The organism is Mucilaginibacter rubeus (assembly GCF_003286415.2).
GTDB lineage: Bacteria > Bacteroidota > Bacteroidia > Sphingobacteriales > Sphingobacteriaceae > Mucilaginibacter > Mucilaginibacter rubeus_A.
Genome location: NZ_CP043450.1, coordinates 1,123,474 through 1,148,326, shown reverse-complemented (window position 1 = coordinate 1,148,326; position 24,853 = coordinate 1,123,474). Strand labels below are relative to the sequence as shown.

The 24,853-nt window shown below is 41.9% G+C and carries 19 protein-coding genes; 2 read left to right on the top strand and 17 right to left on the bottom strand.

What is annotated here, in order from left to right:
- Positions 1-11: 11 nt before the first annotated feature.
- From DEO27_RS04705 to DEO27_RS04670, 8 genes are all read right to left on the bottom strand, one after another.
- Entirely contained in the window at positions 12-3,350 is a 3,339-nt protein-coding gene (locus DEO27_RS04705) for a TonB-dependent receptor (protein ID WP_190295325.1), read from the bottom strand.
- A gap of 260 nt (positions 3,351-3,610) precedes the next feature.
- Positions 3,611-4,579 (bottom strand): FecR family protein, encoded by a 969-nt coding sequence (locus tag DEO27_RS04700; protein ID WP_112576034.1) that lies wholly within the window; start codon positions 4,577-4,579, stop codon positions 3,611-3,613.
- A gap of 68 nt (positions 4,580-4,647) precedes the next feature.
- Entirely contained in the window at positions 4,648-5,241 is a 594-nt protein-coding gene (locus DEO27_RS04695; RefSeq protein WP_112576033.1) for an RNA polymerase sigma-70 factor, read from the bottom strand.
- A gap of 96 nt (positions 5,242-5,337) precedes the next feature.
- Positions 5,338-7,893 carry a hypothetical protein gene (locus DEO27_RS04690; protein ID WP_112576032.1) on the bottom strand — a complete coding sequence of 852 codons (2,556 nt, stop codon included), beginning with the start codon at positions 7,891-7,893 and terminating at the stop codon, positions 5,338-5,340.
- A gap of 335 nt (positions 7,894-8,228) precedes the next feature.
- A complete protein-coding gene (locus DEO27_RS04685) occupies positions 8,229-8,753 on the bottom strand; it encodes a hypothetical protein (RefSeq protein WP_112576031.1) in 525 nt (174 codons plus the stop codon).
- Positions 8,754-8,917: 164 nt separating this feature from the next.
- On the bottom strand, positions 8,918-9,529 hold the full coding sequence (locus tag DEO27_RS04680) for a PAS domain-containing protein (protein WP_112576030.1): 612 nt from the start codon (positions 9,527-9,529) through the stop codon (positions 8,918-8,920).
- Positions 9,530-9,718: 189 nt separating this feature from the next.
- The gene (locus DEO27_RS04675; protein WP_190295324.1) at positions 9,719-10,483 is read right to left on the bottom strand and encodes a polysaccharide biosynthesis/export family protein; all 765 of its coding nucleotides are present in this window, start codon (positions 10,481-10,483) and stop codon (positions 9,719-9,721) included.
- 70 nt (positions 10,484-10,553) lie between these two features.
- Positions 10,554-11,714 (bottom strand): DUF1972 domain-containing protein, encoded by a 1,161-nt coding sequence (locus DEO27_RS04670; protein ID WP_112576061.1) that lies wholly within the window; start codon positions 11,712-11,714, stop codon positions 10,554-10,556.
- Positions 11,715-12,093: 379 nt separating this feature from the next.
- On the opposite strand from DEO27_RS04670, the gene DEO27_RS04665 reads away from it, so the two are divergent.
- The gene (locus DEO27_RS04665) at positions 12,094-12,759 is read left to right on the top strand and encodes an acyltransferase (RefSeq protein ID WP_112576028.1); all 666 of its coding nucleotides are present in this window, start codon (positions 12,094-12,096) and stop codon (positions 12,757-12,759) included.
- Positions 12,760-12,762: 3 nt separating this feature from the next.
- Here the strand turns inward: DEO27_RS04665 and DEO27_RS31920 are convergent, their stop codons facing one another.
- From DEO27_RS31920 to DEO27_RS04620, 9 genes are read right to left on the bottom strand one after another with little or no spacing between them, the layout of a single operon-like run.
- Positions 12,763-13,362: an acyltransferase gene (locus DEO27_RS31920; RefSeq protein ID WP_146750161.1), complete on the bottom strand. Its 600-nt coding sequence runs from the start codon at positions 13,360-13,362 to the stop codon at positions 12,763-12,765.
- 27 nt (positions 13,363-13,389) lie between these two features.
- Complete coding sequence (locus DEO27_RS31675) at positions 13,390-14,106, bottom strand: acyltransferase (RefSeq protein WP_112576027.1); 717 nt, start codon at positions 14,104-14,106, stop codon at positions 13,390-13,392.
- Positions 14,069-15,229 (bottom strand): glycosyltransferase family 4 protein, encoded by a 1,161-nt coding sequence (locus DEO27_RS04650; RefSeq protein WP_112576026.1) that lies wholly within the window; start codon positions 15,227-15,229, stop codon positions 14,069-14,071. Before DEO27_RS04650 ends, DEO27_RS31675 begins: the two co-directional genes overlap by 38 nt.
- A gap of 1 nt (position 15,230) precedes the next feature.
- Positions 15,231-16,529 (bottom strand): glycosyltransferase family 4 protein, encoded by a 1,299-nt coding sequence (locus tag DEO27_RS04645; RefSeq protein ID WP_112576025.1) that lies wholly within the window; start codon positions 16,527-16,529, stop codon positions 15,231-15,233.
- A gap of 4 nt (positions 16,530-16,533) precedes the next feature.
- Positions 16,534-17,304: a glycosyltransferase family 2 protein gene (locus DEO27_RS04640; RefSeq protein WP_112576024.1), complete on the bottom strand. Its 771-nt coding sequence runs from the start codon at positions 17,302-17,304 to the stop codon at positions 16,534-16,536.
- A 13-nt stretch (positions 17,305-17,317) separates the two neighbouring features.
- Positions 17,318-18,592 (bottom strand): hypothetical protein, encoded by a 1,275-nt coding sequence (locus tag DEO27_RS04635; protein WP_112576023.1) that lies wholly within the window; start codon positions 18,590-18,592, stop codon positions 17,318-17,320.
- Positions 18,580-19,236, bottom strand: coding sequence for an acyltransferase (locus DEO27_RS04630; protein ID WP_112576022.1), 657 nt, complete (start codon positions 19,234-19,236; stop codon positions 18,580-18,582). Before DEO27_RS04630 ends, DEO27_RS04635 begins: the two co-directional genes overlap by 13 nt.
- Positions 19,237-19,249: 13 nt before the next feature.
- A complete protein-coding gene (locus DEO27_RS04625) occupies positions 19,250-20,611 on the bottom strand; it encodes a lipopolysaccharide biosynthesis protein (RefSeq protein WP_112576021.1) in 1,362 nt (453 codons plus the stop codon).
- 43 nt (positions 20,612-20,654) lie between these two features.
- Positions 20,655-23,057, bottom strand: coding sequence for a GumC family protein (locus DEO27_RS04620; protein ID WP_112576020.1), 2,403 nt, complete (start codon positions 23,055-23,057; stop codon positions 20,655-20,657).
- Positions 23,058-23,503: 446 nt separating this feature from the next.
- On the opposite strand from DEO27_RS04620, the gene DEO27_RS04615 reads away from it, so the two are divergent.
- Positions 23,504-24,190, top strand: coding sequence for an NUDIX hydrolase (locus tag DEO27_RS04615; protein WP_112576019.1), 687 nt, complete (start codon positions 23,504-23,506; stop codon positions 24,188-24,190).
- Positions 24,191-24,853: the final 663 nt, after the last annotated feature.

Below are 24,853 nucleotides of genomic sequence, written 5' to 3'. Positions count from 1 at the left end.
GATGGATAGTATTAAAGGGTTACATCTAAACCAAAACCGTAATAAATTGGCGTTGGATAGGCGCGCGCGCTGTTTGCACCTCCAGCATTCAGGTTACCATTAAACTCGGTCGACTCCGGATCGATGAACTTCATACCCGAGAAAGTCAGTATATTTTGGGCAGACAGGTAGGCCCTAAGCTTTTGCATACCTAACTTCTTGGCCCATGTAGCCGGTAACGAGTAACCCAATTGCACGTTCTTTACACGCAGATATGAGCCATCAAAAAGATACATATCCGATCCTCGCCTGAAGTTATTCTCGTTTGACTGGCTGCCGCTGGCTGCAAGACGCGGGAAACGGGCATCGGGGTTTTGAGGTGTCCAGAAATCGAGCTCATGCTGGTAAATAACCTGTGAGTAGTTTACGTGAAAGGGTTCAACCTGCTCGCCGCGAACAAACATGCTGCGTTTGCCAACGCCTTGTAAAAACAGGTTAAAATCAAACCCTTTAAATGTAACGTTGTAGGTAAAACCGAAAGTCAGGCGTGGGAAAGGATTACCCAAAACAAACTTGTCATTGTCGTCTATCACGCCATCTCCATTTACGTCAACATAGCGGTTGTCGCCGGGTGATACTGTCAAACCTGTTGGTTTTGGCCCATTTTTAATGTCATCCAGGTTTTGGAAATAACCATCGCGTTTTAGGCCAACGTATGAGCCGATAGGCAAACCAACCCGGTTAATCACCTGCATCTCATCATAGCTCTTTAGCTGATCGCCGCCCTCCAGGTATTCTACTTTATTTTTACTGTCGGCTACGTTAAAGCTGAAACTATGCTTAAAGTTGCGGGTGATAAGGTTATAATTAACGGTAACCTCCCAGCCCCTGTTACCCACTTTACCGGCATTATAACTTGGCAAGCCGGCACCAAACGTTCCCGGCACTATTGGTGGCAGGAGTATGTCGCGGGTGGTTTTGCTAAAGTAATCAAGTGCGAGTGTTAAAGTATTATTGAAGAAACCAGCATCGGCACCAATGTTAAGTGTTGCCGCGCGCTCCCAGCGCAGATCGGGGTTGGCAAAATTGATCGAAGTTCCCCCTACGCCCACATTGTTAAAACCATATGCGTTTTGGAATGGGCCATAAGTACGCAGATATTGATAATCGCTCACGCTTTGGTTACCCAAAATACCGTAAGAAGCCCTCAATTTCAGATCGCCTACCTTGGTACGGTAATTTTCCATAAACTTTTCGTCGGTAAGTCTGTAACCCGCAGATACCGAAGGGAAAAATGCACCACGATTATTAGGCGCAAACTTTGAAGAAGCATCTACACGAAAATCAAACTCGGCATAGTATTTATTTTGGTACGAATAGTTTGCCCTGCCGAATAATGAGTTAAGGCTTGTTTCGGTAGTACCGTTGTTAGATGCTGTCGAACTCGGATCGATGATGGTACCGGTAGTCGGGGTCCCCAATTCAGGATCGGTATATTTAAGGTGGATACTATTCTCTTTGGCAGTGGTCGACTCGTTAGCCACACCTACCAATACATCAACATTGTGCGATTTATTGAAGGTTTTGGCAAACTCGGCCAATAGCTGTGTATTGGTGAATAAGGTTTTATTGTTATCATCATTGGTGTTACGGTCTGCACCGTAAGTTCCTGACGGATAAAAGTTAACCTGCTTAACACGAGTAAACTGATGATCGGACAATAGCCGGCCACCGAAAACCGCTTTCAGTTTAAAATCTTTGGTAACAGAAAGCTCGGCATTTAAATTACCCAACAGGTTATCATCATCATGGGTACGATAGCCGCCTTGCTCCAAAATCCCCAGGGGATTAAACTCGGTAAGCACGTCGTTAGTAAGGTAGCGGCCCTGATCATCCTTAATTTTATAATAAGTAGGCGTACGACCGGCATCAACTATCAGTGTACCTGTATTATAGGAGTGTTCACGAATCTCGGAACGGGAATAAGCCAAAATACTGGTTAATTTTAACCTACCATAGTTACTGGTAAGGTTCATACGGTAGTTATAGCGCCTTAAACCATAATCGGGACCAACAAGGTTACTGCGCTGATCTGTAACGCCTGCCGATACCAGGAATGATGTTGTAGCCGTACCACCGGTAAGGCTCAGGTTATGACTTTGCAGCCAGGCATCTTTTAAAATGGCATCCAGAAACCACTGCTGATCGCCCTGTTGTTGAAAATTACGGATATCCTGCGGGCTGTAGATAGGTTGCAAACCGGCATTTACCATGGCTTCGTTACGCAATATGGCATTTTCGTAGCTGTGCACTGGTTTGTAACCTACATGCGGACTTTGAATCCCGGCCTGACCGTTGTAACTCACCGTTGTACGCGAATTGTTTTTACCTTTTTTGGTGGTAACCAAAATAACACCGTTAGCCGAACGCGAACCATAAATAGCAGCCGAACCCGCGTCTTTCAGTACCGAAACACTTTCGATATCCTGTGGGTTCAATAAATTGATATCGCCGCCGGTGATACCATCAATAACCACCAATGGCGAGTTATCATTCAGCGTGCTTACACCACGTATATTAACAGTAGCATAAGCGCCCGGCTCCGAACTGGTTTGTTGTATAATAAGGTTAGGCGATGTTCCTTGTAAAGCCTGTGTAAGATTAACCGATGGCTTTGATTCGATAGCTTTAGCGCTTACCTGGTCAACCGCACCTATTAAATTTGCACGGCGTTGTGTACCGTAACCCACTACTACCACCTCATTAAGTGACGTACGCTCGGGCACCATCTGCACATTCAGTGTAGTTTCATTGCTAATGGCAATTTCCTTTGGTGTATAGCCAATAAAGTTGAAAACCAATGTACCATCCGCATCGGGTGCATCGATGGTGTAATTACCGTTAAGATCGGTTACGGTGCCTATCGTTGTGCCTTTAACGCGGACACTGGCCCCCGGGATGGGGAGGTTATTTTCGTCGGTAACCTTACCCTTGATTTTGATAGGTTGCCTGGGGCCTTGCTGTATGCCTCCGGTGCTGCTTTCAATCTCTGGCTTTTCATCAATAACAATAACGTCGTCAATGATCTTGTAGCTGAGATTAAAGGGAGTTAAAACCTGGTCGAGTACTTCTTTTATACTTTTGTCTTTAACCTTAAGGCTTACAACATAGGTAGATTTAAGTACATTATCGGCATAGGCAAATTTGATATGCTTTTGGTTCGAGATCTTTTCCAGCGCATCGGTTAGTTTGGTATTTTTTAATTTGAGCGTAACCGATACCTCCAGAAATTTTTGGCCGAACGAGTTGTTTGCCACAGCCGTAAAGCACATCAGGCAAACCACAAAGCAGGCAAGCGAGGTAATTTTCATTAATATTAATACATGACGAATTACTCCATTTGAAAATAGAGATATATTCATAGATTTGAGAAAATTAAAGTGTTTGAAATTCAAGTGCTTCGTTCTGAATTGGACCTCTAAACGCTGCACTAATTAATAACCCGGCATTTTAGTTTAACCCTGTCAAAAGCCTTTTTTGAGCAGGGTTTTTTATTGTAATTATGTTATCATAGCTTGTTATTTAGGTTAACTAATAATTGGTATATCTCTTTGTATTAATTGGTTTAACGTTAACAACCGCGGCCTTTAAGCTGGTAAACAGTACCCTTCTGGATAGCTTTCCCCTTTACCAGTTTCGATATGATCTTCATGATATTTTCGAGCGATACATTGGTAAAATTGGCTGTGATGGAGCATCTTGCCAGGTTAACATCGGCTTTAACCGTTACATTAAAGTGGCGGTTGATGGCATTCAGCACTTCGGGCAGTGCCATATTTTTAAACATAAGTTCACCGTCTTTCCAACGGCTCAATACGCTTACATCAACCTGTTTATTCTTAACTATTGATAGCTTGTCTTTATCAAAAACAACCTCTTCGGCAGGGGTTAAAAATGTAGTAGTGCTTTTGGTCTTACCGGCAGGGGTAACCACGCCTACCTTTCCGCTTAAAACATCAACCTTAATAAAGCTTTCGTTAGCGTAAGCTTTAATGTTGAAACTGGTGCCCAATACCTGGGTGCGTACCTTACCGGTATGTATAATGAAAGCTTTGGCCGGATCATGGGCAACATCCAGAAAGGCCTCCCCCTCCAGCCTGATCTCGCGCTTTTCGCCACGAAAAGTTTCCGGATAGGTAAGCTTGCTGCCTGCATTCAGCCATATTTTGGTACCATCGGCAAGGGTAAAGTTTACGGTTTGCCCGTTTGCGGCAACCAATTGTTTACTGGCAATAGGATCAAAACGATCAAGCAGGGCATAACGGTAATAATAGGCTGCAGTTACCGAAATACAAAAACCGGCAATAATTGAGGCGGCAACCATCCATTTTTTTGACCTGCCTGCAGTTTTCTTCTCTGCATAATCTAATGCGGCATTGATTCTGCCGTACACCCTATCCGCGTTAAATTCCACGTCATCGCCGGTTTCGTTTTGTGCGCCGCGGAGATCGAGCTCGTCAAAATATTTATTTACAAGCTCTTCCTGCAATTGCCGATCATCTGCAACAGATTGTTTTTTTCTGAAAAGGAATTTTGCCATTGGTTTATAACTGCAGGATGCAATAAACCGGGGTACCCCCCAAAAGCAATTGAAAATATTTTTAGATTTTATTTGCCGAAGGTATACAGCAACAGCAATGCCACTACAGATGGTAGGTAATCTGTTAAACCGGTACGCAGATATCTTAAAGCGATGGTGATCTGATTTTCGACAGTTTTGATAGAGATGTTTAGCCGGGTGGCTATTTCTTTATTACTGAGATACTCTTTACGGCTCAAGGTAAAGATCTGCCTGCATTTTTCAGGTAGCTGAGCTACGCCGTCTTCCAATAAATGAGCAATATCAGCCTGGAACAGTTTGCTATCTGCCGAATATTTTTCGACCAGTGTTTCAATTACCGTGATATCCACAGATGCTTTTTTAGTACGCAAATAAAACAGCACACGGTGCCTTATAGCTACCTTAAGATAAGCTTCGAGCGAGGTGATATTTAGCTGATTGCGTTTTGTCCATAAATCAATAAAGAGCTCCTGCACCAGGTCTTCACAAACATCCTTATCTCTGAAAATATTATAAGCCGCGTAAAACAACTTCGACGAATATTTGCGGTACAGAATTTCAAATGCCTTACGGTCATCAAGCCTTAATTGCTCCAATAACCGGGCATCAGGCCATATTTGAAATTCCTTTTCGTGGAGCATAAGCAGGCGGTAAATCGGTTTACTGATTGGAAAGGCATATTTACAAGAAAATTTTTAAATAAAAAAACTTTTAAACTTTACCTGCTATAAACCGGGCTAACCTACCATATCCGGCACAATAAAACGATTACGGTTAAGACCGTTCCTATTGATGATCATAGTGAGGTCATGTACCGCCTGACGTTTGAAAAAAGGATATTTATCAAGCACACCATTGTGTTTGAGCAGCATCATTAGCACACTCATTTTCAAAATCTTGTTGCCGGAATCCTCAGCAATGGAATTTACGCATCTCAGTTCATCGATTATCAGGTCCTCCCGGGAGGTATTCATCAGCAGTTTTATTTTCAGACTGTAAAACCGGGCCTTAATAATGGGGCTCAATTGCTCACCGTTGTCGCCAAAGGTACCTGCTATTAAATTATATATACCGAGCGCTTTATCGGTTTCACCAAGCCCATGCCAGGCTTCGCCGAATAAGAGGTTTATAAAAAAGGCAAAAGGGGTTTCCGCTTGCTCTATTTCATCGGTTTTGTAAATATTTTTAACCGTATTTACATACCTCACAACTTTATATAAGTCGCCGCAAATGAGCATCGTGTAAGCCCCCTGTATAAAAAGCATATCGTTTGCTACGCAGGGTTTTAACTGATCCGGCTGTAAAACAGGAGAAAACGACAACCGGTCGAGTTTATTAAAAGCCTCATCCGGTATCGCGCCATCATGTAAAAATGAGTAGAAGGCAGTCAGACAGTTTAAGGGATCGATAGCGAATGCTTCAATATCCGCCTGATCAAACTTTCTTAACTCTCCAATTCTGATATTAACCTCTTTTAAGTTTAGCTGTATTACAGCAATTATACCTAAGGCCGTTTGGACAAGTATTTTTTGGTCTGAAGAAAGCTCAAACCTCAGCATTGTTAAAAGTGTTTTTTTATAGGCCGGGTTGATCAGATCAAGGCTAAAAAAGTAGTCGAACATTTTCTCGCTGAACACTTGCTTAAAATATTGAAGCAGAAGTTCGTTCTCTTTCATCGACGAACATTCCTTTTCCAGCAAATCACCTATAAACATCATTAGCTCCGCCTTCTCCGCCGAATTCAGATTTATAGCGGTAAGGTGTTCAAGGCTTTTTTGCTGCCCGGTTTTAATAGCAATCATCAAACACCATTTCAATACGGTCAGTTTATTCCCCGTACGGGTAAAAGTATCATTAAAGTGTTGAGCGAAGCTATCATCAAACTTGCTACCGGTATATGACAGCAATGTTTTTGCGATACTGTGCTCTAAAAAATTGTTACTAAAGATTATACAAGTGTGGATGCTATGCCCATTGTTATGACTAAGCTCTTTTAAAAAGCCAATGCTCAGCAATTCCTGGTAAGCCGGATTATGTTGTTTGAGCAGGTTTAATACATTGATTTTCTCAACATCAAAATGACCACCCCTGATATCCATATTTTCAACCAGGCTTTTTATAATGAACACTTTTTCAGTAGCATTTTTACCCAGGTAAATGTTATTTAATATAAATGAGGCAGACAGCTCATAAAGGCAAACATTATTTAGGCTGCTCAATGAAAAATTACCACGGTAATGCTTATAATAATATTGAAAAAACAGGGGATGGCTTAGTGTTTCAGCTGCTTCAAAACTGATGGTATTGGATAGTGAAGGATTAATTTTGAGACAAAGCTCATTTACCTCCTTATGACTAAGCAATGGTACATTATTATGCTTGCTGCTATCGGGATGAAACCCCGTAAACCAGGTATTATTACCAACCTGTAACTCATGCTTGTAATTTATCCAGGTTGACGAACGCAGGGACAGTACAAGTTTTAACCACTCATAATTTTGGCATATACTAAGGCCATTTAAAAGGTAATTCAAAATAGCCTGAAACTGATCGCTCCCCGTAACATGTTCATCAAAACCGTCAATCAACAGATAAAACTTTCCTCCATTGCTCTGCCTTTTATTAACCAATGCCGTTAATTGCTGATTAGTGCTGCAGCCTAAAAGCGCTAAAACCCATTCAAACAAATTACGCCTGCTTTGCAAAGCGTTTATAAGCGCGTTACTATTAATAAACAAAATAACGTCGTTGCGTAAATTGGCTGCGTTCAGCTCCAATCTATCTTCAACCCATTGGCACAATGCCATTGTTTTCCCATATCCGGCCGGAGCGCACAAAATTGCATTTGTAAAGGCCGAATGTATAAACTCGCTCAGGTGAGCGTTTACAAGTTCTCTTTTAATGACATAATGATAAGGGATCCCGGCCCGGTTCCTGGCGGCCTGCAAGGTTAAGTTGCTTATACTTGCTGCTTTTTTTCGGATCTGGTTCCAGTCAAAATCATTGTTTGAAGGCTCAAGGTCATCCTGGATCTGAATCTCACAAAACTCCTTCCAGCTATTATAATTACAGTATTTACAAAGTACATCAAGTGTAAACGACGATGGATTAAACCTGCTTAATGCAAAACCATAAATCCGCTTAAGGGTGGTTTCACTTATGCAATGTTTAGTTTTACTTGTTACCAGCGCAGATATTACCCGGCAATCGGCCGGGCTGATGCTTTTGAATCCGGTAGCGGTGAGTATCTCCCTTTTTAACAAATCATAATGAGCGTGGGAAATAACTGTCATATACACTTTACTTTTTAAAACAAACTAAAAACGGAAATTATTAATTGATATCAGGACGTAAGCTGTAGAAAATACGGCTCAATTATTAACTAATAATTTAGTAAATTATTTAAAATTCCATGATAGTAATAATAATATCAGCGAAACTTTATACAATATTACGTAAATGCCTTTATTAAGTTTACTTAAAACAGCTTATAATATTCCAGTTAGTTTTAAAACAAAAAATGAACAAGAATGAACAATATTGCATAAAATGAACATCCTGACCAGGAGATATAACTATTGGTTAAACAAACACTCATTATCTTATCTAAAACTGAGAGAGCCGGAACTTAGTAGTGGGCGGTTTCGGTATACATATTAGTCAGTTGAGAGGCAAGCGTACTATCAACATTAACAAAATCTTCTCTTAATAAAAATGAAAGCTTTTCGTTTTGCAATTTGATAGCGAGCATTTTTAATATGTGCACAGAAGCACCTTCAAGACATTCAATAAAGCTCAGATATGAAAGGATCATGATAAGCCCAAGATCCGGGTCGGTCATGTTCCACTGAAAATTAGTAAAGGATTTTTCTAAAAAACTAACCAGGTTACTAACGGTATCAAATGAATATTGGGTTTTAAATAAATTATAGATCTGATCCATTTTGTATACCTGCACCTCGGCACGCTCAATGGTTTCATTTATGGTGCCTTTTATACTTCTAAAACAATCGGCATCCGCTATATCCGGCAGGCGTTCAATGATATGCGCTTTAGCGCAATAAAGCCGGTTAAGATGCTCCATAAAAAATGATTGCAGCTTTTCAGCGCCAGAGTTTAAGGGTGCAAATACTTTACCTGATTCGTTTTCCATTAAAAGGGGTATTGGTTAACTAACATATACCATTACTAAAATTATTAAGGAAGCTACGTATTGTATGCCAGGCAGGTTTTGTTCATTTTCCATCAGCTTATTATATAGTAGTCCTTAAGTTTAATAGTACCTCAACAGTACTGATAAAATCTATCAATTCGTATTCAAATAAAACGGTACTCCAATTGTAAATTAATTTTCCTGATTACCATATCAAGTTCATCGGCACTTAATTTCAACATGTTTATCGATTCTGCAAGCTCACATTTGTCCTGTCCGCAGGCCTCAAGCGCATAAATAATCCCCAGTATGTTTGCCAGCGGCTTCCTGATCATGTGCGAATTAATAAATGCCAGGTTTTCAACCTCGGTAAAATGCCCGTTGAACATATCAGCTCCCCGGCATTTTTCAACAATACCGTTCACCATGATCATGCCACAGCAGCAATTACAAAATTTTATACTATATGAGGTTACATTAACATATATAGGTGTGCCATCTTTTTTAAGATGGGTAAGCTGTTTTTTTACTGCTTGATTATGTTCTAACTTTTTTAAAAGCGTATTAAAACCTTCGTCTTCTTCGGGCAGGTTAAGCAGGGAGATGGTATTTTTTAAAAACTCCTCCCGCTCATAACCGTACTGCCTCACAGCCGCATCGTTAACAGCAATAACCCTTAACGTATTAGTTTCAACTATCCATGCGGGGAGCGGATTTTGGTAAAACAATACGTTAAACGCGCTATCTTTTTCAGTTATGGTAACAGAAGTTTCCATTATAAATTGGTCAGCAAGCCGCTAAAAGCGCTGCTTTTTTTTCAAAAATTCAATATTTAGGTTTCACTATTGTAAGATATACAATAACCCTGTGTTTTTTAGCAGTTCATTTTATTCAATTACCTGATACAAAAAAGCGCCCCGGCTTTTGTACCGGGGCGTTAACTTTTTAAGAAGAGTGATACCTTTTTACTTTATTGTTGTTATGATAAGCGCCGAGTTAAGCAGAAGCAATATAGGCTGTATTAAGGTTGAAAAATTCTGCAGTTTTTCGTTACGTAATGATTTCTTGTTTTGCTCGATGTAAACCACATCATTGTTTTGCATAATCATAGCCGGACTGGATAACGAAGCCACATCGCTTAAGTCAAGCTCTATGATTTGCGGGTTTACAATACCGCCACGAACAACTTTAACATGTTTCTCGTTTCCTTTGTCGGTAATGCCACCGGCCTCGCCAAGCATATCTATTAAACTGGCATTATCCTTTATTAATTGGTAATTACCGGGGCGCCTTACCTCGCCGAGTACTGTTACCTTAAGATTAATGATCTTTACATCGATAATGGGATTTTTGATGAGATCTTTGCCATACAGGTCCTGGATTTTATTGGCAGCTTCCAGCCTTGATAAACCATCAACCTTTACCCGGCCAATTACAGGCAACGCAACGGTTCCGTCTTCGGCTACCTCATAGCTTTGGCCGGCCGCTGCCGCTCCTCCTCCCGGAGATGAAGCCCCGGTGCCCGCACCAGCACCCGCGGGGACGTCATCAACTATATATTTAATACTCTGCAGGTTTCGCACCTGCAAAATATCCTGCGGCTTTATTTTATAAACCTGAACATTTCCTGTGAAGCCCGTTATGGGAGCGTTTGCATCTTTTCGTTCAAGGAAAGCCTGATTCTGTTTATAAGAACAGGAGCTGCAGAAACTCAGCAGAAAAAATGCCATTAAAACCAATTTTAATGGCAGGGGGAAATTACATTTGATCATCTTTATGGGGGAAAAATTAATTTGTTGTTTAAGCGTTTTCGAGATATAGTGCTACTTCTACATTTCCTGGTAGTGCAGGCTGAGTTTTAACGGTACGTGGTTTAATGCTTTCAAAATGGCTGGCATACTGGTTCACGATATTTTCGCAGGTATAAACCGTTTTGATCTTGTCCGTGTTATTTGCCAAAAAGTGTGCATAAGCGTTATCACTCTTGCTTGCAGCGCGTAAATGTTCGGCTACATCCATAGCTGTACTAAAGTAAAAGGCATCGTCACCCAATACCGCCCGGTTAAATTTATTATCATGCGAGCATATCAGGCTGTTTGAACCCATTGCCTCAAGCAAAGAAGGATTTGTACCACCAACCGTATGCCCATGGAAATACAGATTTGAGTAGTAGCGGAGATTATTCAGTTTCGCCATATCATAAATCCCACCTACAAATTTTATTTTATGATAAGGTGCGAATTTTAGCTTCAGGTATTCGCCAAAATCATTGGTGGTATTACCAACCACCAGGAACGGCCGTTCCCTGTTGGCCCTTACAACGCCGTCAAGTATAGTTTCTATGCTGTTTTCTGGTTCCATCCTTGCAATCAGCATATCATAATCATGAACTTTAACGCCATAATCATCCAAAACTGCCGGATCAGGTTTTTCGAACAGTTCGGCTCCATAAGGGATAAAAGTGGCTTCCTTCTTGTATTTATTTCCTAAATAGCGTTGTATCTCGGTGGAGTCGGCAATGAGATGGTCACTATATTTCACGGCTAATTTTTCTGCAAACTGCAAAAAGCGCTGTACCGGCTTTGAATATTTAGCCCGTTTCCATTCAAGGCCATCCATGTTGGTGGTAACAACCGTATTACGCGGAAAAAACCATGACCAAACCGAACTGCTGGTATATCCTAACTGTAGTATAATATCAAAATTGCCGCGGCGCAGATCCCTGATACAGTTGAGATCGTAAAAAAACTGGCCAATGGTACCCAATTTACATTCGGGATCATAACAATGCCTTATTTCAACGCCATTCCATTGTTTTTGCTGATAGGGATGATTATGCGAGTTATAAACCACAACTTCATACCCTTTTTTTACTAAGCCAACCGATAAATATTCGGCACATTGTTCAAAACCACCATAGTGATTGGGAATTCCTCTGGTTCCGATAATAGCAATACGCATAAGCCAAAATTTTGATATTATATTAATATTAATTAAAAAATACATTAGCTTTAATAACCACTCAGGGTTTAGTTTTAAAAACTAACGAATGACTAATATTACGCACAAAAACGCAATTTTGACGCTTTTTAAGGGGATATGAATAGAATGAACAGAGCGAACAGACATGAACAAAAGAAACAAAAACATAATAATAATTTCGCAATAATAGTATTATGAAACTATTATTTACCAGACATTTTACTTATCTTTAGTCCGCTCCAAAGCTGAAACGTAAGCTGAAATTTTTAACGGCGCGGGGGTAACGACTTACAGATTGGGGAGTTTATTAGATTATTTATATTTAAACATATTTTTAGCCATTTAACCTTAATAATAAATGAGCAAAACACTAAAACTGCTTTCGCGCATCAACCTGAAAACCATTGTTTTTAATTTCAAATACTTCCCGTTTAAAACAGCGATAAAACTGCCTGTTTTAATTTCAAACAACATTTACCTTCACGAAACCAAAGGAAAGATTACCATAAATGGCCCCATCAAAACAGCGTTGATACAAATTGGTTATGGCAAAGTAGGCATCTCTGATTTTAAAAGGGCCCGGGGTGTTTGGCAGGTGTTTGGCGAAGTTGTTTTTAATGGCCGCGCGTTTATTATGCATGGATGTAAAATAAATGTTGGCGAAAATGGTCAGCTCATTTTTGGCGAAAACTTTAACATGAGCACCGAATGCGCCCTGGTTGCCGAAAAGAAAATCACCATTGGCAACAACAGCGGCATAAGCTGGGAAAGCCTGGTAATGGACACAGATTTCCATCATATTTTTGATGAAAACGGCCAGGTTTTTAATCACCCCAAGGAGGTTATTATTGGCGATAATGTTTGGGTGGGCTGCCGTTGTACTATTTTAAAAGGGGCCAACCTGCCTAATGGAAGTATTATAGCGGCAGGATCATTAGTAACTAAAAAGCTTGTTGGCGAGAAAAGCATTTTTGGCGGTAACCCGATGCGGGTTCTTAAAGAAAATATAACCTGGAAATATTAAACCTCAGATAATTGGCAAAATGGCATTGCCCAAGTCGTAATTAAGATTCTTGTTCCGGTTAGCTATAGCTTTGGCCGGCACACCGCCAACTACTGTATAGGGTGCAACATCGCGGGTAACTACCGCGCCGGCGGCAACTACAGCTCCTTCGCCAATGGTAACGCCGGGTAAAATAATTGCCCTTGAGCAGATCCAGGCATAATTACCAATAGAAACAGGCGCACCGGTTTGGCCAAAGCCGCTGTCATTATAATCGTGATGTAAAGTCCAGATCATCACTTCGTTACTTAAGTTAACATTATCGCCAATAGTTAAACCACAACGGGCATCAAGTAATGCACCGTGACCAATAACCGAACTATTTCCAATAGTTAAAAAACGCGGCCTCCTTACCTCAAACCCTCTATAAACACCAGTACGTTTACCAATCTTTGCATTCAATAAACGTAAACAGCTAATCCGCAGGGTGTGAAAAGGCAAATAACCAATAAAGCCGCAAATGATATAAATAAGCGAACCTATTAATTTTTGAACAGACGTTGCCACAGCCGCAGAAGCTTCCTCCGTTGGCGTATTCATTATATTTTGTTCGGCTATATTCATGATTAATCGAAATTGTTGTTTAAAATATTACGCTACTTTCCCTACGCTAATCACTTTACGGTTTTTCAAAACTTTACCGGGCACACCCGCTACTACCGAATCATTATCAACAGAACGGGTAACTACGCTCCCCGCGGCAATTACACAACCGTTGCCTATAGTAACACCGGCCAAAATAATGGCTCCGGCCCCTATCCAGCAATCATTTTTGATAACCACACCATTACGGGATACGCCCTGATCTTTAATGTTAACATTGATATCTGAAAAATTATGATTTTCAGAAAACACCTGTACCCCCGGACCAATAATCACGTTATCTCCTATTTCAATGCCCCCCTGGCCACCGAGATATGCACCTGCGTTTATGCCGGTGTTATTGCCAATACTGATGCCTTTACCTTTTTGCGATATAATACCGGTACCAACCAATGTACAATTGCGGGCAATGGAAACATTATCTTTTACCATTATCCCGTCATGCGATAAGGCATTAATAAAAACATTGTCCTCTATGATTAGATTTTTACCCGCCGAAAAAAGATATGCATGCTTTATTTTAACGTTTCTCCCGATAAAAAGCAGACCTTCAACGTGTTTTAAAAACAGACGAGTGTATCCGCCCCTCATTATTTGTCCAACCCTGCCCGATAGTATCACCCTCATATCCCTGAAAGTGTACCTGCTCTCCCACTTATAATCGGGATTACGCTTGAGCTTCCGAATAATTTTCTCTACCAGCATAAGCTTCAGTAATTAAGGTTAATATTTCGTTTGCGGCTTTTGCCCATGAAAATTTGCTTGCTTGTTTTAAGCCATGGTTTACTTTTTCGTTATATAGATCCGGATTACTCAAAAGCAATTCAATTGCTCCCGCCATTGATTTTTCATCATCAGGATTAGCGTAACTTGCGGCATAGCCACAAACTTCGGGCATTGATGTGCGATCGGCAACTACAACGGGAACGGCGCATTGCATAGCCTCAAGTGGTGGCAGACCAAAGCCCTCGGCGTATGACGGGAAACAAAACACCTTTGCCCGGGCGTAAAGTAAACGCAGATCGGCCTCGGGTATGTGCCCGGTAAAAATAATACGATCTTCAAGCTGCGTTGCACTTATATAGTCGTCAAGTTCCGGATAGGTCCCCCTTTCGCCGGCTATAACCAGCTTATGATCAAAATCCCGCAATAAGTTCAGCGCTTTAACCAGGCCAAGAATATTTTTACGAACATTTACCCTGCCAACGTAAAGTAAATAGGCTTGAGGTAAATTGTACTTTTGCTCCAGTGCTATAATTTCATCATCGCTATAGGTATGTAGCGACTTAAAAGCTCCATTAATGCCATGATAAACAACGTTGATACCCAGCGGTGCATTCAGGCCATGTTTATGCATGCGCTCTTTCTCGCAATTTGATATGGTGATGATCTGATCAACATTAGCTGCAAAGCGGACCATCTGTTTAAAATAACCCACCTCAGCTTTGGTGTAGTACTGCGGATAGTCAAGAAACAGCACATCATGAATATAAACTATCTTTAACGCTCGTGCAGGCCATGCACTGCCAAAATTTTGAAACAATACTACATCTATATCATACAACAATGTCATTAAAGGCAGCAGGAACAGATTTGATAACAAGTTGGGGATACCAGGTAAAAAAATGAGCCTTATATGCTCCGGAAAATGCGCTTTGGCCTTTTTCTTGTTTTTACTTACCAGGAAAAGACATAATTCAACCCTGTCATCGCCTGCTTTAATAATTTCATCTACCAGGTTTTTAACTACCATGTGACCGCTCGGTGGCCCGTCAAAATACCACTTTGCGTCTATACCAACCCGTATCTTCAAATCCTGGTTACTCATATCACAAGGCAATTAAATTTTCGTTTTCAATTAAGTAACCGGCACTCTGCTCACGTAACCTGATTGCTTTTGAATAAGCCTCATCAAGTGTATCAAGCCTTTTATCCCACTTAAAGGCAGTTGCATAAGCAATTGTGGTAAGGGCGAGTCCCCTTAGCAGTTCGGGCTTCACAAGTAATCCATCCAAACATTCCGCTATACTTTTAACCATTACAGGATATTCATCAACCGGCACTTTAATACCGCATTTATTGCAGATTACGTCGCCCATGCCATGATGATCAATAGTAAGCGAAGGAATGCCACAGCTCATGGCTTCAAAAACCACGGCCGGGTTATCCTCCGCTATGCTGGTAATAATATGCAGGTGTGAAGCTGCCATTATAGCCATCGCTTCGTTACGGCTTAAGTGCCCGTACCATGTAATTTTATTCTGCAAATTCAATTTGGCTGCATACTGCTTTAGTTTGCCCGTGAGCGGCCCTGAGCCCAATACATGAAGCCGCCAGTTGTTGTTTTTTACAATAGCCAAAGCATCAAGACATAGCTGCAGGTTTTTCCGCTCGATATGGGTGCCGCTCCATACCAATTGCACAATATCACCGGCAAATTTTGTTTCGTTCAATGATACATTGCCTATAATACCCTGCTCTGACAGGTAATAACTATCACGACCAAATTTGCTCGTGATCGTTTGCTGCCCGGTCTTTGTCGCGGAGATTAGCACATCGGCCTGTTTAAACGCCTCTTTTATTCGTACCGAATAGCCCAGCTGTACCCGGTTAATAATATTTTTAAGCGAAAACTTGATACGGGTAGCCAATGGTTTATTGCGCATTAAGCGTTTATCAATAACCATCATACCACCTATTGGCCCCCAAACTGTTGGCTTGCCCAATTTGTATAAAAAGCCGGGTTCACGATAGCCAATTGGCCCAAGCTGATGCACCACATCAATATCAATAGTTTCCAGTAGTTTTTGTGCTGCCCTATATGCCTCCTTTTGCCACAGATAATAGGCGAAGTAAAAGAACCAGCCCAAGCCGGCTTTATTAAGCAGGTTGATAGTTTTGGCAAAGAAGCCAGGCTGTACCTCAATAAAATTCACGTTGGCAACTTTATTTTCAGATAGATACGAGCGCATGGTTTGGGTATCGCCCATATGATCATCAGACATACCGTAGATCACCCAAAGTTTGTGCCTTGTGGAAAGGTTCATGACCGTGTTCCAGGCCGCGCCATATTCCGAACCTTTACTTGGCGATATAGCGTAGGCTGATATAAGTATCTTCTTATTCATATCCTTAAGCTTTCAATGTCATTTGTTTCCGGAATGGATCTTTGTAAAAAAAGCGCCAGCGCAATCTGTTCAGGTAATTAAACAGGTATGATAACAGGTAGTTAATACCGCGAAGATGCCTCCTCATTACCTTTAACTCTTCGCGGTGCATTTTAACGGTATCGTTGCTAACGCCGTCGGTACGCATATATGCTATCACCTTGTCGATATATTTTATGCTGTAACCCAATCTTTTGATCCGCAAAAACATATCAAAATCCATGGCTATGCGCAGGCCGATATCATAGTTTCCCACATGCCGGTACACACTTCTGCGCACAAAACAGCTTGGATGCATAACGTACATGCCAAAATTTAACCAACCCACCTTACTCCTTTTATCACGCTCGGTACCGTTGTTGCCCATCAACCTGATATTACCGCAGCAAACAAAATCACTCTTTGATATATGGTTCATAATGTTCTCCACGGCATCTTCAGCATACCAGTCGTCGGCATTGATCATGCCTATCCACTCGCCCGAGGCCATGGAGATGCCTTTGTTAAAGCCATCTCCGATACCTTTATCGGGTTCGCTGATAAAGCGATCTACCCGGTTGCGATATTTTTCGATAATCTGCAATGTGCCATCGGTCGATCCACCGTCAACAATGATATATTCCAAGTTTTTATAAGCTTGATTAATAACGCTTTGTATAGTATCCTCAATGGTATTTACCGCGTTATATACAACCGTGATGATGGTTACCTTTTGTGGCTTGTAAATTTGCTCCATATCCTGATCCTCATTAAATATTTAAACCCGCCAATTGAAATTCTATAGCTTGCTCCCTTATTTTCAATTTGTGCATCAATACGTGCACATTCATATAACTATAACCAAGCAATACCATAACCACGCTCATTTCCATGTTAAAAAAGGCTGTTACGATATAATTGGTGAGCAGTAAACTCAATACACAACCGATAATAAAGGCCGAAAAAATCCGGATAATCGGCTTACTCATCGCATCGGCATAGGTGCGCCATTTGGTTACGATAAGCCCGAAAAATATGCTCATGTAAACCAGTACACCTACAGCCCCGGTTTTAACCAGGATATAGAGCCATCCGTTATGCAAAACCGGGATATACTGCAGATCCGCATCTTCGCCAAGGTGTACAACTGTTTTTAAATCGATAAGCTTGCCAAGGCCACCAAATATCCAGTCGGGCAGCCCACCACTCAGGTAGCCCCTGAATGCCATAAATGACTCATAACCACGATAACGAAGATTAATATCCTGCTCGGTATTGAAATTACCTACACTCACTTCATTAAATGAACCCATGATTTTGTTCAGGAAGGTACTATCAGAATTTAAGCTGATTGTGAAAAAGGGAACTACTATAACAAATACCCCCAGCAAAAATATAACAGGAAAAATCCATACCTTTTTTATCTTATCAGCTACAAGCAGCAATACAAAACACAGGGTAATAATAAGATACGTACGCGAAGCAAACATATAAACACCAAAGGCATTTACACCTAAAAAAAGCCTGAACAAATTGCGCTGAAACAGCTTGATATTAAACTTCCAGGTAAATAGCAAACACGCTAATGCTATGGGAGGCGCAGGTGCGCCTACGATACCAATAGCGTAATGCGCCGAATACGGATCGGTAAGCGCACCGACACCCATGTATGATATGGATATGCCTGTTACAAGAAAAGAAACCAGTACGCCCGCTATAACCACCGTTTTCAGGAACAATTCAACCTCTATGCGCCTTGCCAGCATGATACCCGCAAGCGTAAATAATATGGGTATCGAGAAATAATAAAAATCCTTAAAAATGAGGTATGTGCTATTGCGATAGCCTACTATTAAGCCAAGCATGGCAGGGATAAGTAAAACAGCGAAAACCCCAGCCATTTTAATAGCCGCAAACTGATGCTTTACCGGTGGCAAAATAATAAGTACAGCCAGACCAAGCACAGGCGCCTGCATATGGAAGAACGATGCCAGCACCATCACCAAAAACAAAAGGGCATAAACTGCCTGATTTACCTGCTGCATACTTCCAACTCCATTTTATAAGTATCACGTATATAAACCGCCGGGTTTCCGGCCCAGATCTGCTCGTCGGGTATACTTTGAAAAACTACCGACCCCGCTCCTACTATCGAATTTTTCCCGATAGTTACGCCTTTTAAAATAGTGGTATGGCCGCCAATAAAAGCCCCGTCTTTGATGATCACCGGCTTGGTGCGTAAACCATCCAGGCGCTCGGGGATATCATTACGGGCTTCGGCGTACAGCGAGTGGAAATCGGTATCATAGATCACGGTATTGATACCAATTTTTACATGGTTGCCGATCTTGATCTTATCGTGGCAGATGAAGGCTACCGAGGTGCAGCCTACATAATCGCCAATGGTTAGTTCGCCGCCGGCGGCTACCACAAAATAACATTGCTGCTGACGTCCACCCATGGCATGGTATTTACCGCTGTTAAACCAGAACTTTTTTCCGATGGAGAATTTCCCCTTCATGTTAATATCAAGAATAGGAATGCCGTACCCGGTAAAATCACTGTTGAAACTTACCCCGTTCAACCAGAATTTGAACGTTGTAACCACATGCGAATAATTTTTGGCCGACTTGAAGTAAACCACCCTTAAAGCCCTGTAAAATTTCCTGATGATATATGCTGGTGTCATTTTGCTATTCTCCTTACCTGTTAAAAATTCCGGTTGCCGTTCGGTTAATGATCCTGTTGGTCTGAGTAGAAAAAACTATCCCCATCACCACAAAAATGACAGCGTTTGCAAGCGGGATGCCTGCCACGCCTATAAGTTTCCCAAATAAAACAGACAGCGGGATATTCACTACCGACGTTGCTACGCCCAAATACAACTGCAGCCTAATCTTACCTATGCCGTTCAAAAATTGCACGTGGATAGCCTGCCATATAAGCGTTATAATGTAAATGCACATGGCTATTGAAAGACTCAGCGGCATAGAAACGCTTTTACCAACCCACACATCATACAGCCAGGGCGACAGCGCCGTGAGCACTATTGTGCATAAGCTGAGGCCCAGCCAAAGCTTATTAATTTTGGCGAGGGCATTTTTGATCCACTCATACTCGTTTTTAGTATAAGCTTCGGTAAAGGCGCTCCAGAAAGGCGTTATCACCACCACAAAAAACATCAGCACAACCGAAAATAATTTGTAGGCGATATTGAACGTGGTAACCTCCTTAGGGCCAAACAACTGGGTAATAACAATATTATCCGACTCATACATAACCAGCGCGCAGATCTGGATAATGAAAAATGTGCTGCCAACGCCAAGCATTTGTTTAGCGCTTTTAAAATTTACTACGGAGATGGCGGGTGCCAGTGACCTGTAATCGCCTTTAAACATTAGCACACTTCCCCCAAGCATTACTAACAAAGGCACACCCGCCATCACCATCACCAGCCAGGTTAACGAACCTGGCATCAATTTCATCAATATTAATATGGCAAGTAGCGAAAGTACCTGCCCTACAAGGTTCAGCTGTGCTGTTTTTGCCGGCTCCTGGTTAGCCGCCAGCACAGTATTAATCAGTTGTACCACAAACTGAAAACAAAAAAAGCCGAAGATGATCAACACAACCTTGTTCAGGTAACCGCTGCCATCATCAGGTACATTTAAAATGCTTGTCCACTTAATAAACGGATTAATAAAGTAGAAGACCGCGAACATCAGTATCCCGATAACCCCCATGATGGCGTAGGTTGAACTAATGTAAACCCGTCCCTTTTCGGGCTCATTAAGGGCTATGGCCTGGGCCAGTTTGTTTTTTAGGCCGTTACCTAACCCCATATCAAATAAGGCCGCCCAGGTTATAAGCGAACTTAACGTAAGCCATATACCATATTGGGTTGGATTTACATACCTGATGGTAAGCGGGATCATGACCAGCGTTATAACCACGCTCCCACCCTTCAGTATGATGGAACGGAAAATATTTTTCCGCGCCCTTACCGAACGTTCATGACCTTTATTAAAAAACCTGTTAATACCAACTGTTAATACCTGCAACATAAAATGGGTTTAGGGGGATTCAAGGCAGATTAAAAAGCTTACTCTACCAAACGTTCATTTTAATTTTCTTCAACCAGTCTGCAACTTTGCTGCTGTTAGTGTCTTCATAGGGCGATCCGTAACCATAGCTGCCGTAGCCGTGCCCGTACCCTGTAATGGTATTGGTGCGCATTTCAATATCATTAACTATAAGGTACATGTGTTTGGCTTTTTTGGTGCGATGCAGATCATTTACAATACCCAGTTGTGTTTTGAGGGTATAGTTTTGACGCACTACGTAAAAGGTAACATCAACAAACTCCTCAATGATCAGTGCGTCCGATACCAGTCCTACCGGGGCGGTATCAATAATCACGTAATCAAACTTTTTCTTAAGATCTTCAATGAGGGTTTTAAGCCTGCCATCCATCAGCAGCTCGGCCGGATTAGGCGGTACAGGGCCCGATGATATATAAAAGAAATTGGGATTAGTTTCAAAGGGCTTAACCAGGCAGTCAACACAGCCTTCGGGCGATATGACATAGTTTGTAAAGCCATAGTCATCCTTCATTCCTATATTTTTAAGCAGCTTAGGCTTACGCAGGTCAAGCTCAAGTAACACAACCTTTTTACCTGTAAGCGCTATGGAATTACCAAGATTAAGCGAGATGAAGGATTTACCCTCACCGCTCATACTTGAAGTAAACATGATCACGTTTGAGCCTTTTTTATTATCGGTAACATACTTTAAACTGGTTCGGAGCGCCCTGATCTCTTCAGCTACAGCCGAACGCGAATCATTATAAACCAGCGATTTTGAACGTTTATCGCCCCGGCTTATCTCGCCAAATAAAGGCACGCTGGTATGTTTATTGATATCGGCCTTGGTATTGATGCGTGTGTTCAGCAACTCTTTAATACTAAGCCCCGCTGCAGGGATACAAATACCTGCAATTGCACCAATAAGATAAAGCAATGATTTTTTTGGAGCGAAGGGTTTCTCGTCGGCATCGGCATCATCTAAGATGCGACAGCTCGAAAGCGTAGCGGTTTGTGAAATAGCGGTTTCCTCACGCTTTTGCAGGAGGAACAGGTATAAATCCTGCTTAAGGCTTTGCTCGCGGGCATAATCCAGGTAGATCCGTTCTTTTACCGGCGCGTTTGTAATTTTGTTCTCGATAGTAGCATTCTGCTTTTTGAATGCAGATTGCGATACATGAAGACTATTGCGATAATTGCTCAAACTGGTTACCAGCGCCTGGCGGGCCAGCTCAATTTGCTGATCGAGGTTTTTGATGATCACGCTGTTATCGGTAAGCGTGAGGCGTAATTGCTCCTTGCGCAGCAGCATTTCGTTATAGCCGTTTATCGCGGTACCAAAGGCCATATCCTTGGTAATTAAAGAGCTTGGCACCACCTGGGGGTTGGCCTCATCGCTTACATATTTATAAAGGTCATTAGCTATGGCAAGCTGCACTTCATTGTCATTCAGTTTACTTTGATAGGCGTTGGCACCTTCAATCAGGGCTTTCGACTGTGCGTTAATATCCGAAATGCCATTTTTAACTTTATACTGTTCCAGGTTTTTCTCAACCTTGCCCAATTCGGCACCAACAACTACCAGGCGTTTGTCAATGAACTTCATGGTACTGTCGGCAATGCGAATTTTGTTGGCCAGGTTATTTTGTAAATAAACATCCATCAGCTTCTGAAGGATCACCCGCCCACGCTCGGGGTTACTGTAACTCAGATTAAGGTCAATAACGGTAGCCTGCTTATCATCAAGGCCCACACCCAAGTTTTCATCCAGCTCTTTTTCAACCTGTTTGGGGGTTTGTACGCCTATCTTGTACTCGCCTTCGGGCTTAAAGTATTGCGTTTTGTGAAGAGTAAGGTTATACTGGTGCAGGCTTACCGCCTTATCAAAACTGCCGGTAACACTTTCGGCGCTTTTATCATTTACCAACCTGAAAGTATTGCTGTTCAGTACCTCTAAAGTATAATTAGCCGGCACCAATTTATCTGTTTTGTAACCGATGTTAATTTTAAAAGGGGCTTCATCAAACAGCTCGGCTTTGCGAAAGCCGTTGTTATCATAAATATGGATATTAAGATCGAGCAGGTAAACCACCCTTTTAATCAGGCTTCGCGATTTAAGCACCTTAACCTCGTTATCGGCATTGCTCTTGATATCAAACAAGGATGCCAGATCAGAATTTACACCGTTGGTAAGCGCTTTGGTGGGTGAGTTTTTTTCATCCTCAACAATAATTTTACTGGAGATGTTCCATTTACTGGGTTCGTATTGTATATATACAAAAGTGGCAATCACGCACACCACTATACCAATACAGAAAAGGTACCAGTAATTAAGGCAAATGGCAACAAGGCTTCGAATATCGCCGGGGGCTTCCTCCTTTTTGTAAACGAAATCGAGCTTGTCAGCTAAAAGGTCCAATTTATCCATATCAACATTTATTAAAATGCCAATAATCACGATAAAGCTATCAGTTCCATAAGTAGAAATAATAAGCAGCTATAATGATCAGGGCAACGATTTGACTACGCTATTATTTTACCCGAAAGTTAAGGCAGAAAAGCCGTTTGCAAGCACATATGAACGGTTATGAACAAAGTGAACGCCTATTACATAATGAACGAAATGAACGATCAAGAAGAGAGAATAGAGGTTGGAGATTAGAGGTTAGCCTGTTTACCACATCATATGAAACCTTATATGATACTTATTAAGATACTTTATAAAGATAAAATATTACCTAAATCTTAACAATAGGTTACTTTTCCACTACCGGGATTAAATACCGGAAAATGGTATTTGATACGCTTGCTTTATACGATTGATTAATTTCGCTAATGCTTGCCCCGCCACTTCTCAATATCTAACTTTGTAATATGCCAGTTACCCAAAATATAAAGGTTGCCGTTGATGCTGTAGTATTTGGATATACCTCAAAAGAAGGACTATCCGTATTGCTCATAAAACGGAACATAGAACCTTTTAAAAACAGCTGGGCATTACCCGGCGGTTTGGTGGGTGACCATGAATCGTTAGAGGAAGCTATCCAGCGCGAATTAAGGGAGGAAACCGGCGTAAACATCACCTACCTGGAACAGCTGTACAGCTTCGGTCAGCCGGAGCGCGATCCGCGGAACAGGGTGATCTCCATAACTTACTACGGTTTGGTACGGCCCGACGCCTTTGTTGTTAAAGCTGCTACCGACGCCAGCGATGTAAACTGGTTCAATATCAAAAAACTTCCCGCCCTGGCGTTTGATCATACTACTATTATAAGCGTAGCCCGGGAACGCCTGAAAAGCAAAATGCTTTATCAACCCGTAGGTTTCGAACTGCTTGAGGAAAAATTCCCTTTCTCCGAACTCGAAAAACTCTATCTCGCGGTGCTCGACCGCCCTATCGACCGCCGTAACTTCAAAAAGAAGATCACCAAATACGGCTTCCTGGAAGAAACCACCGAAAAACAAGCCCTCGAAGGCGCCGGTAGGCCGGGTAATCTTTTTCGTTTTAACGAGGAAAAGTATTATCAGCTGCAAAAAGAAGGGATTAGTTTTGAGATATAAGCGCCCTATGGTGCACAGGCCAGCGTTAGGGATTGCAGTGTAAAGCCCCACAGCGCGGGTAGGGATGGGTGCTTGAAAGGCGAGGACTTGTAACGGAAAGCCCGGCCCGTCGGCTGACGGGAACGCCCAAATTAATGTTAAAATTGTGGACAACCGATCGAAGTTCATTAAAGCCTGCTATTTTTAACCATCTCTGAGAGGCAGGTAACTAACTATTGTTATAATGAACTTACACTATCGCGCTCTTGGCCGCGTGTGGCCAGGTACTTTTGTCGCCACAAAAGTACCCAAAAAGGCTTGCAGCAGAAAGGCTTCTTTGCGCACATCCTACCCTCCAACCCACCACACGGCCTTTGCCCTGCAAAACGAACAGAACCACGGGCTGCAATTATTTTGCCCGGTTCGCACTCACCCCTGCTTCTGCAAAAACTTGCTATGCCCCTGCAACCGCACAATCCCTGCATCGTTCTGTTCGTTTTCACCCGAAGCTGGTCTGCTGCGAAAAATGGATGTTTCAATTATATAATTGCGCAGCGCGGCAATCGCACGGATGCATAGCCGCTCTGTATAGCATGCGATTGCCACGTCGCGCTGATGCTCATTCCCGTTCTGCTCCTCGCAATGACATTTTTTATTCGATTCAGAATCAAAAAACTTTACTTA

Excerpts from the sequence above, each read along its gene's own strand:
- DEO27_RS04675 (WP_190295324.1), bottom strand. The coding sequence starts at position 10,483 with ATGGCATTTTTTCTGCTGAGTTTCTGCAGCTCCTGTTCTTATAAACAG.
- DEO27_RS04635 (WP_112576023.1), bottom strand. The coding sequence starts at position 18,592 with ATGCAGCAGGTAAATCAGGCAGTTTATGCCCTTTTGTTTTTGGTGATG.
- DEO27_RS04630 (WP_112576022.1), bottom strand. The coding sequence starts at position 19,236 with ATGACACCAGCATATATCATCAGGAAATTTTACAGGGCTTTAAGGGTG.
- DEO27_RS04680 (WP_112576030.1), bottom strand. The coding sequence starts at position 9,529 with ATGGAAACTTCTGTTACCATAACTGAAAAAGATAGCGCGTTTAACGTA.
- DEO27_RS04615 (WP_112576019.1), top strand. The coding sequence starts at position 23,504 with ATGCCAGTTACCCAAAATATAAAGGTTGCCGTTGATGCTGTAGTATTT.
- DEO27_RS04700 (WP_112576034.1), bottom strand. The coding sequence starts at position 4,579 with ATGGCAAAATTCCTTTTCAGAAAAAAACAATCTGTTGCAGATGATCGG.
- DEO27_RS31675 (WP_112576027.1), bottom strand. The coding sequence starts at position 14,106 with ATGCTGGTAGAGAAAATTATTCGGAAGCTCAAGCGTAATCCCGATTAT.
- DEO27_RS04650 (WP_112576026.1), bottom strand. The coding sequence starts at position 15,229 with ATGAGTAACCAGGATTTGAAGATACGGGTTGGTATAGACGCAAAGTGG.
- DEO27_RS04690 (WP_112576032.1), bottom strand. The coding sequence starts at position 7,893 with ATGACAGTTATTTCCCACGCTCATTATGATTTGTTAAAAAGGGAGATA.
- DEO27_RS04625 (WP_112576021.1), bottom strand. The coding sequence starts at position 20,611 with ATGTTGCAGGTATTAACAGTTGGTATTAACAGGTTTTTTAATAAAGGT.
- DEO27_RS04645 (WP_112576025.1), bottom strand. The coding sequence starts at position 16,529 with ATGAATAAGAAGATACTTATATCAGCCTACGCTATATCGCCAAGTAAA.
- DEO27_RS04640 (WP_112576024.1), bottom strand. The coding sequence starts at position 17,304 with ATGGAGCAAATTTACAAGCCACAAAAGGTAACCATCATCACGGTTGTA.
- DEO27_RS04665 (WP_112576028.1), top strand. The coding sequence starts at position 12,094 with ATGAGCAAAACACTAAAACTGCTTTCGCGCATCAACCTGAAAACCATT.
- DEO27_RS04670 (WP_112576061.1), bottom strand. The coding sequence starts at position 11,714 with ATGCGTATTGCTATTATCGGAACCAGAGGAATTCCCAATCACTATGGT.
- DEO27_RS31920 (WP_146750161.1), bottom strand. The coding sequence starts at position 13,362 with ATGAATATAGCCGAACAAAATATAATGAATACGCCAACGGAGGAAGCT.
- DEO27_RS04695 (WP_112576033.1), bottom strand. The coding sequence starts at position 5,241 with ATGCTCCACGAAAAGGAATTTCAAATATGGCCTGATGCCCGGTTATTG.
- DEO27_RS04685 (WP_112576031.1), bottom strand. The coding sequence starts at position 8,753 with ATGGAAAACGAATCAGGTAAAGTATTTGCACCCTTAAACTCTGGCGCT.
- DEO27_RS04620 (WP_112576020.1), bottom strand. The coding sequence starts at position 23,057 with ATGGATAAATTGGACCTTTTAGCTGACAAGCTCGATTTCGTTTACAAA.
- DEO27_RS04705 (WP_190295325.1), bottom strand. The coding sequence starts at position 3,350 with ATGAAAATTACCTCGCTTGCCTGCTTTGTGGTTTGCCTGATGTGCTTT.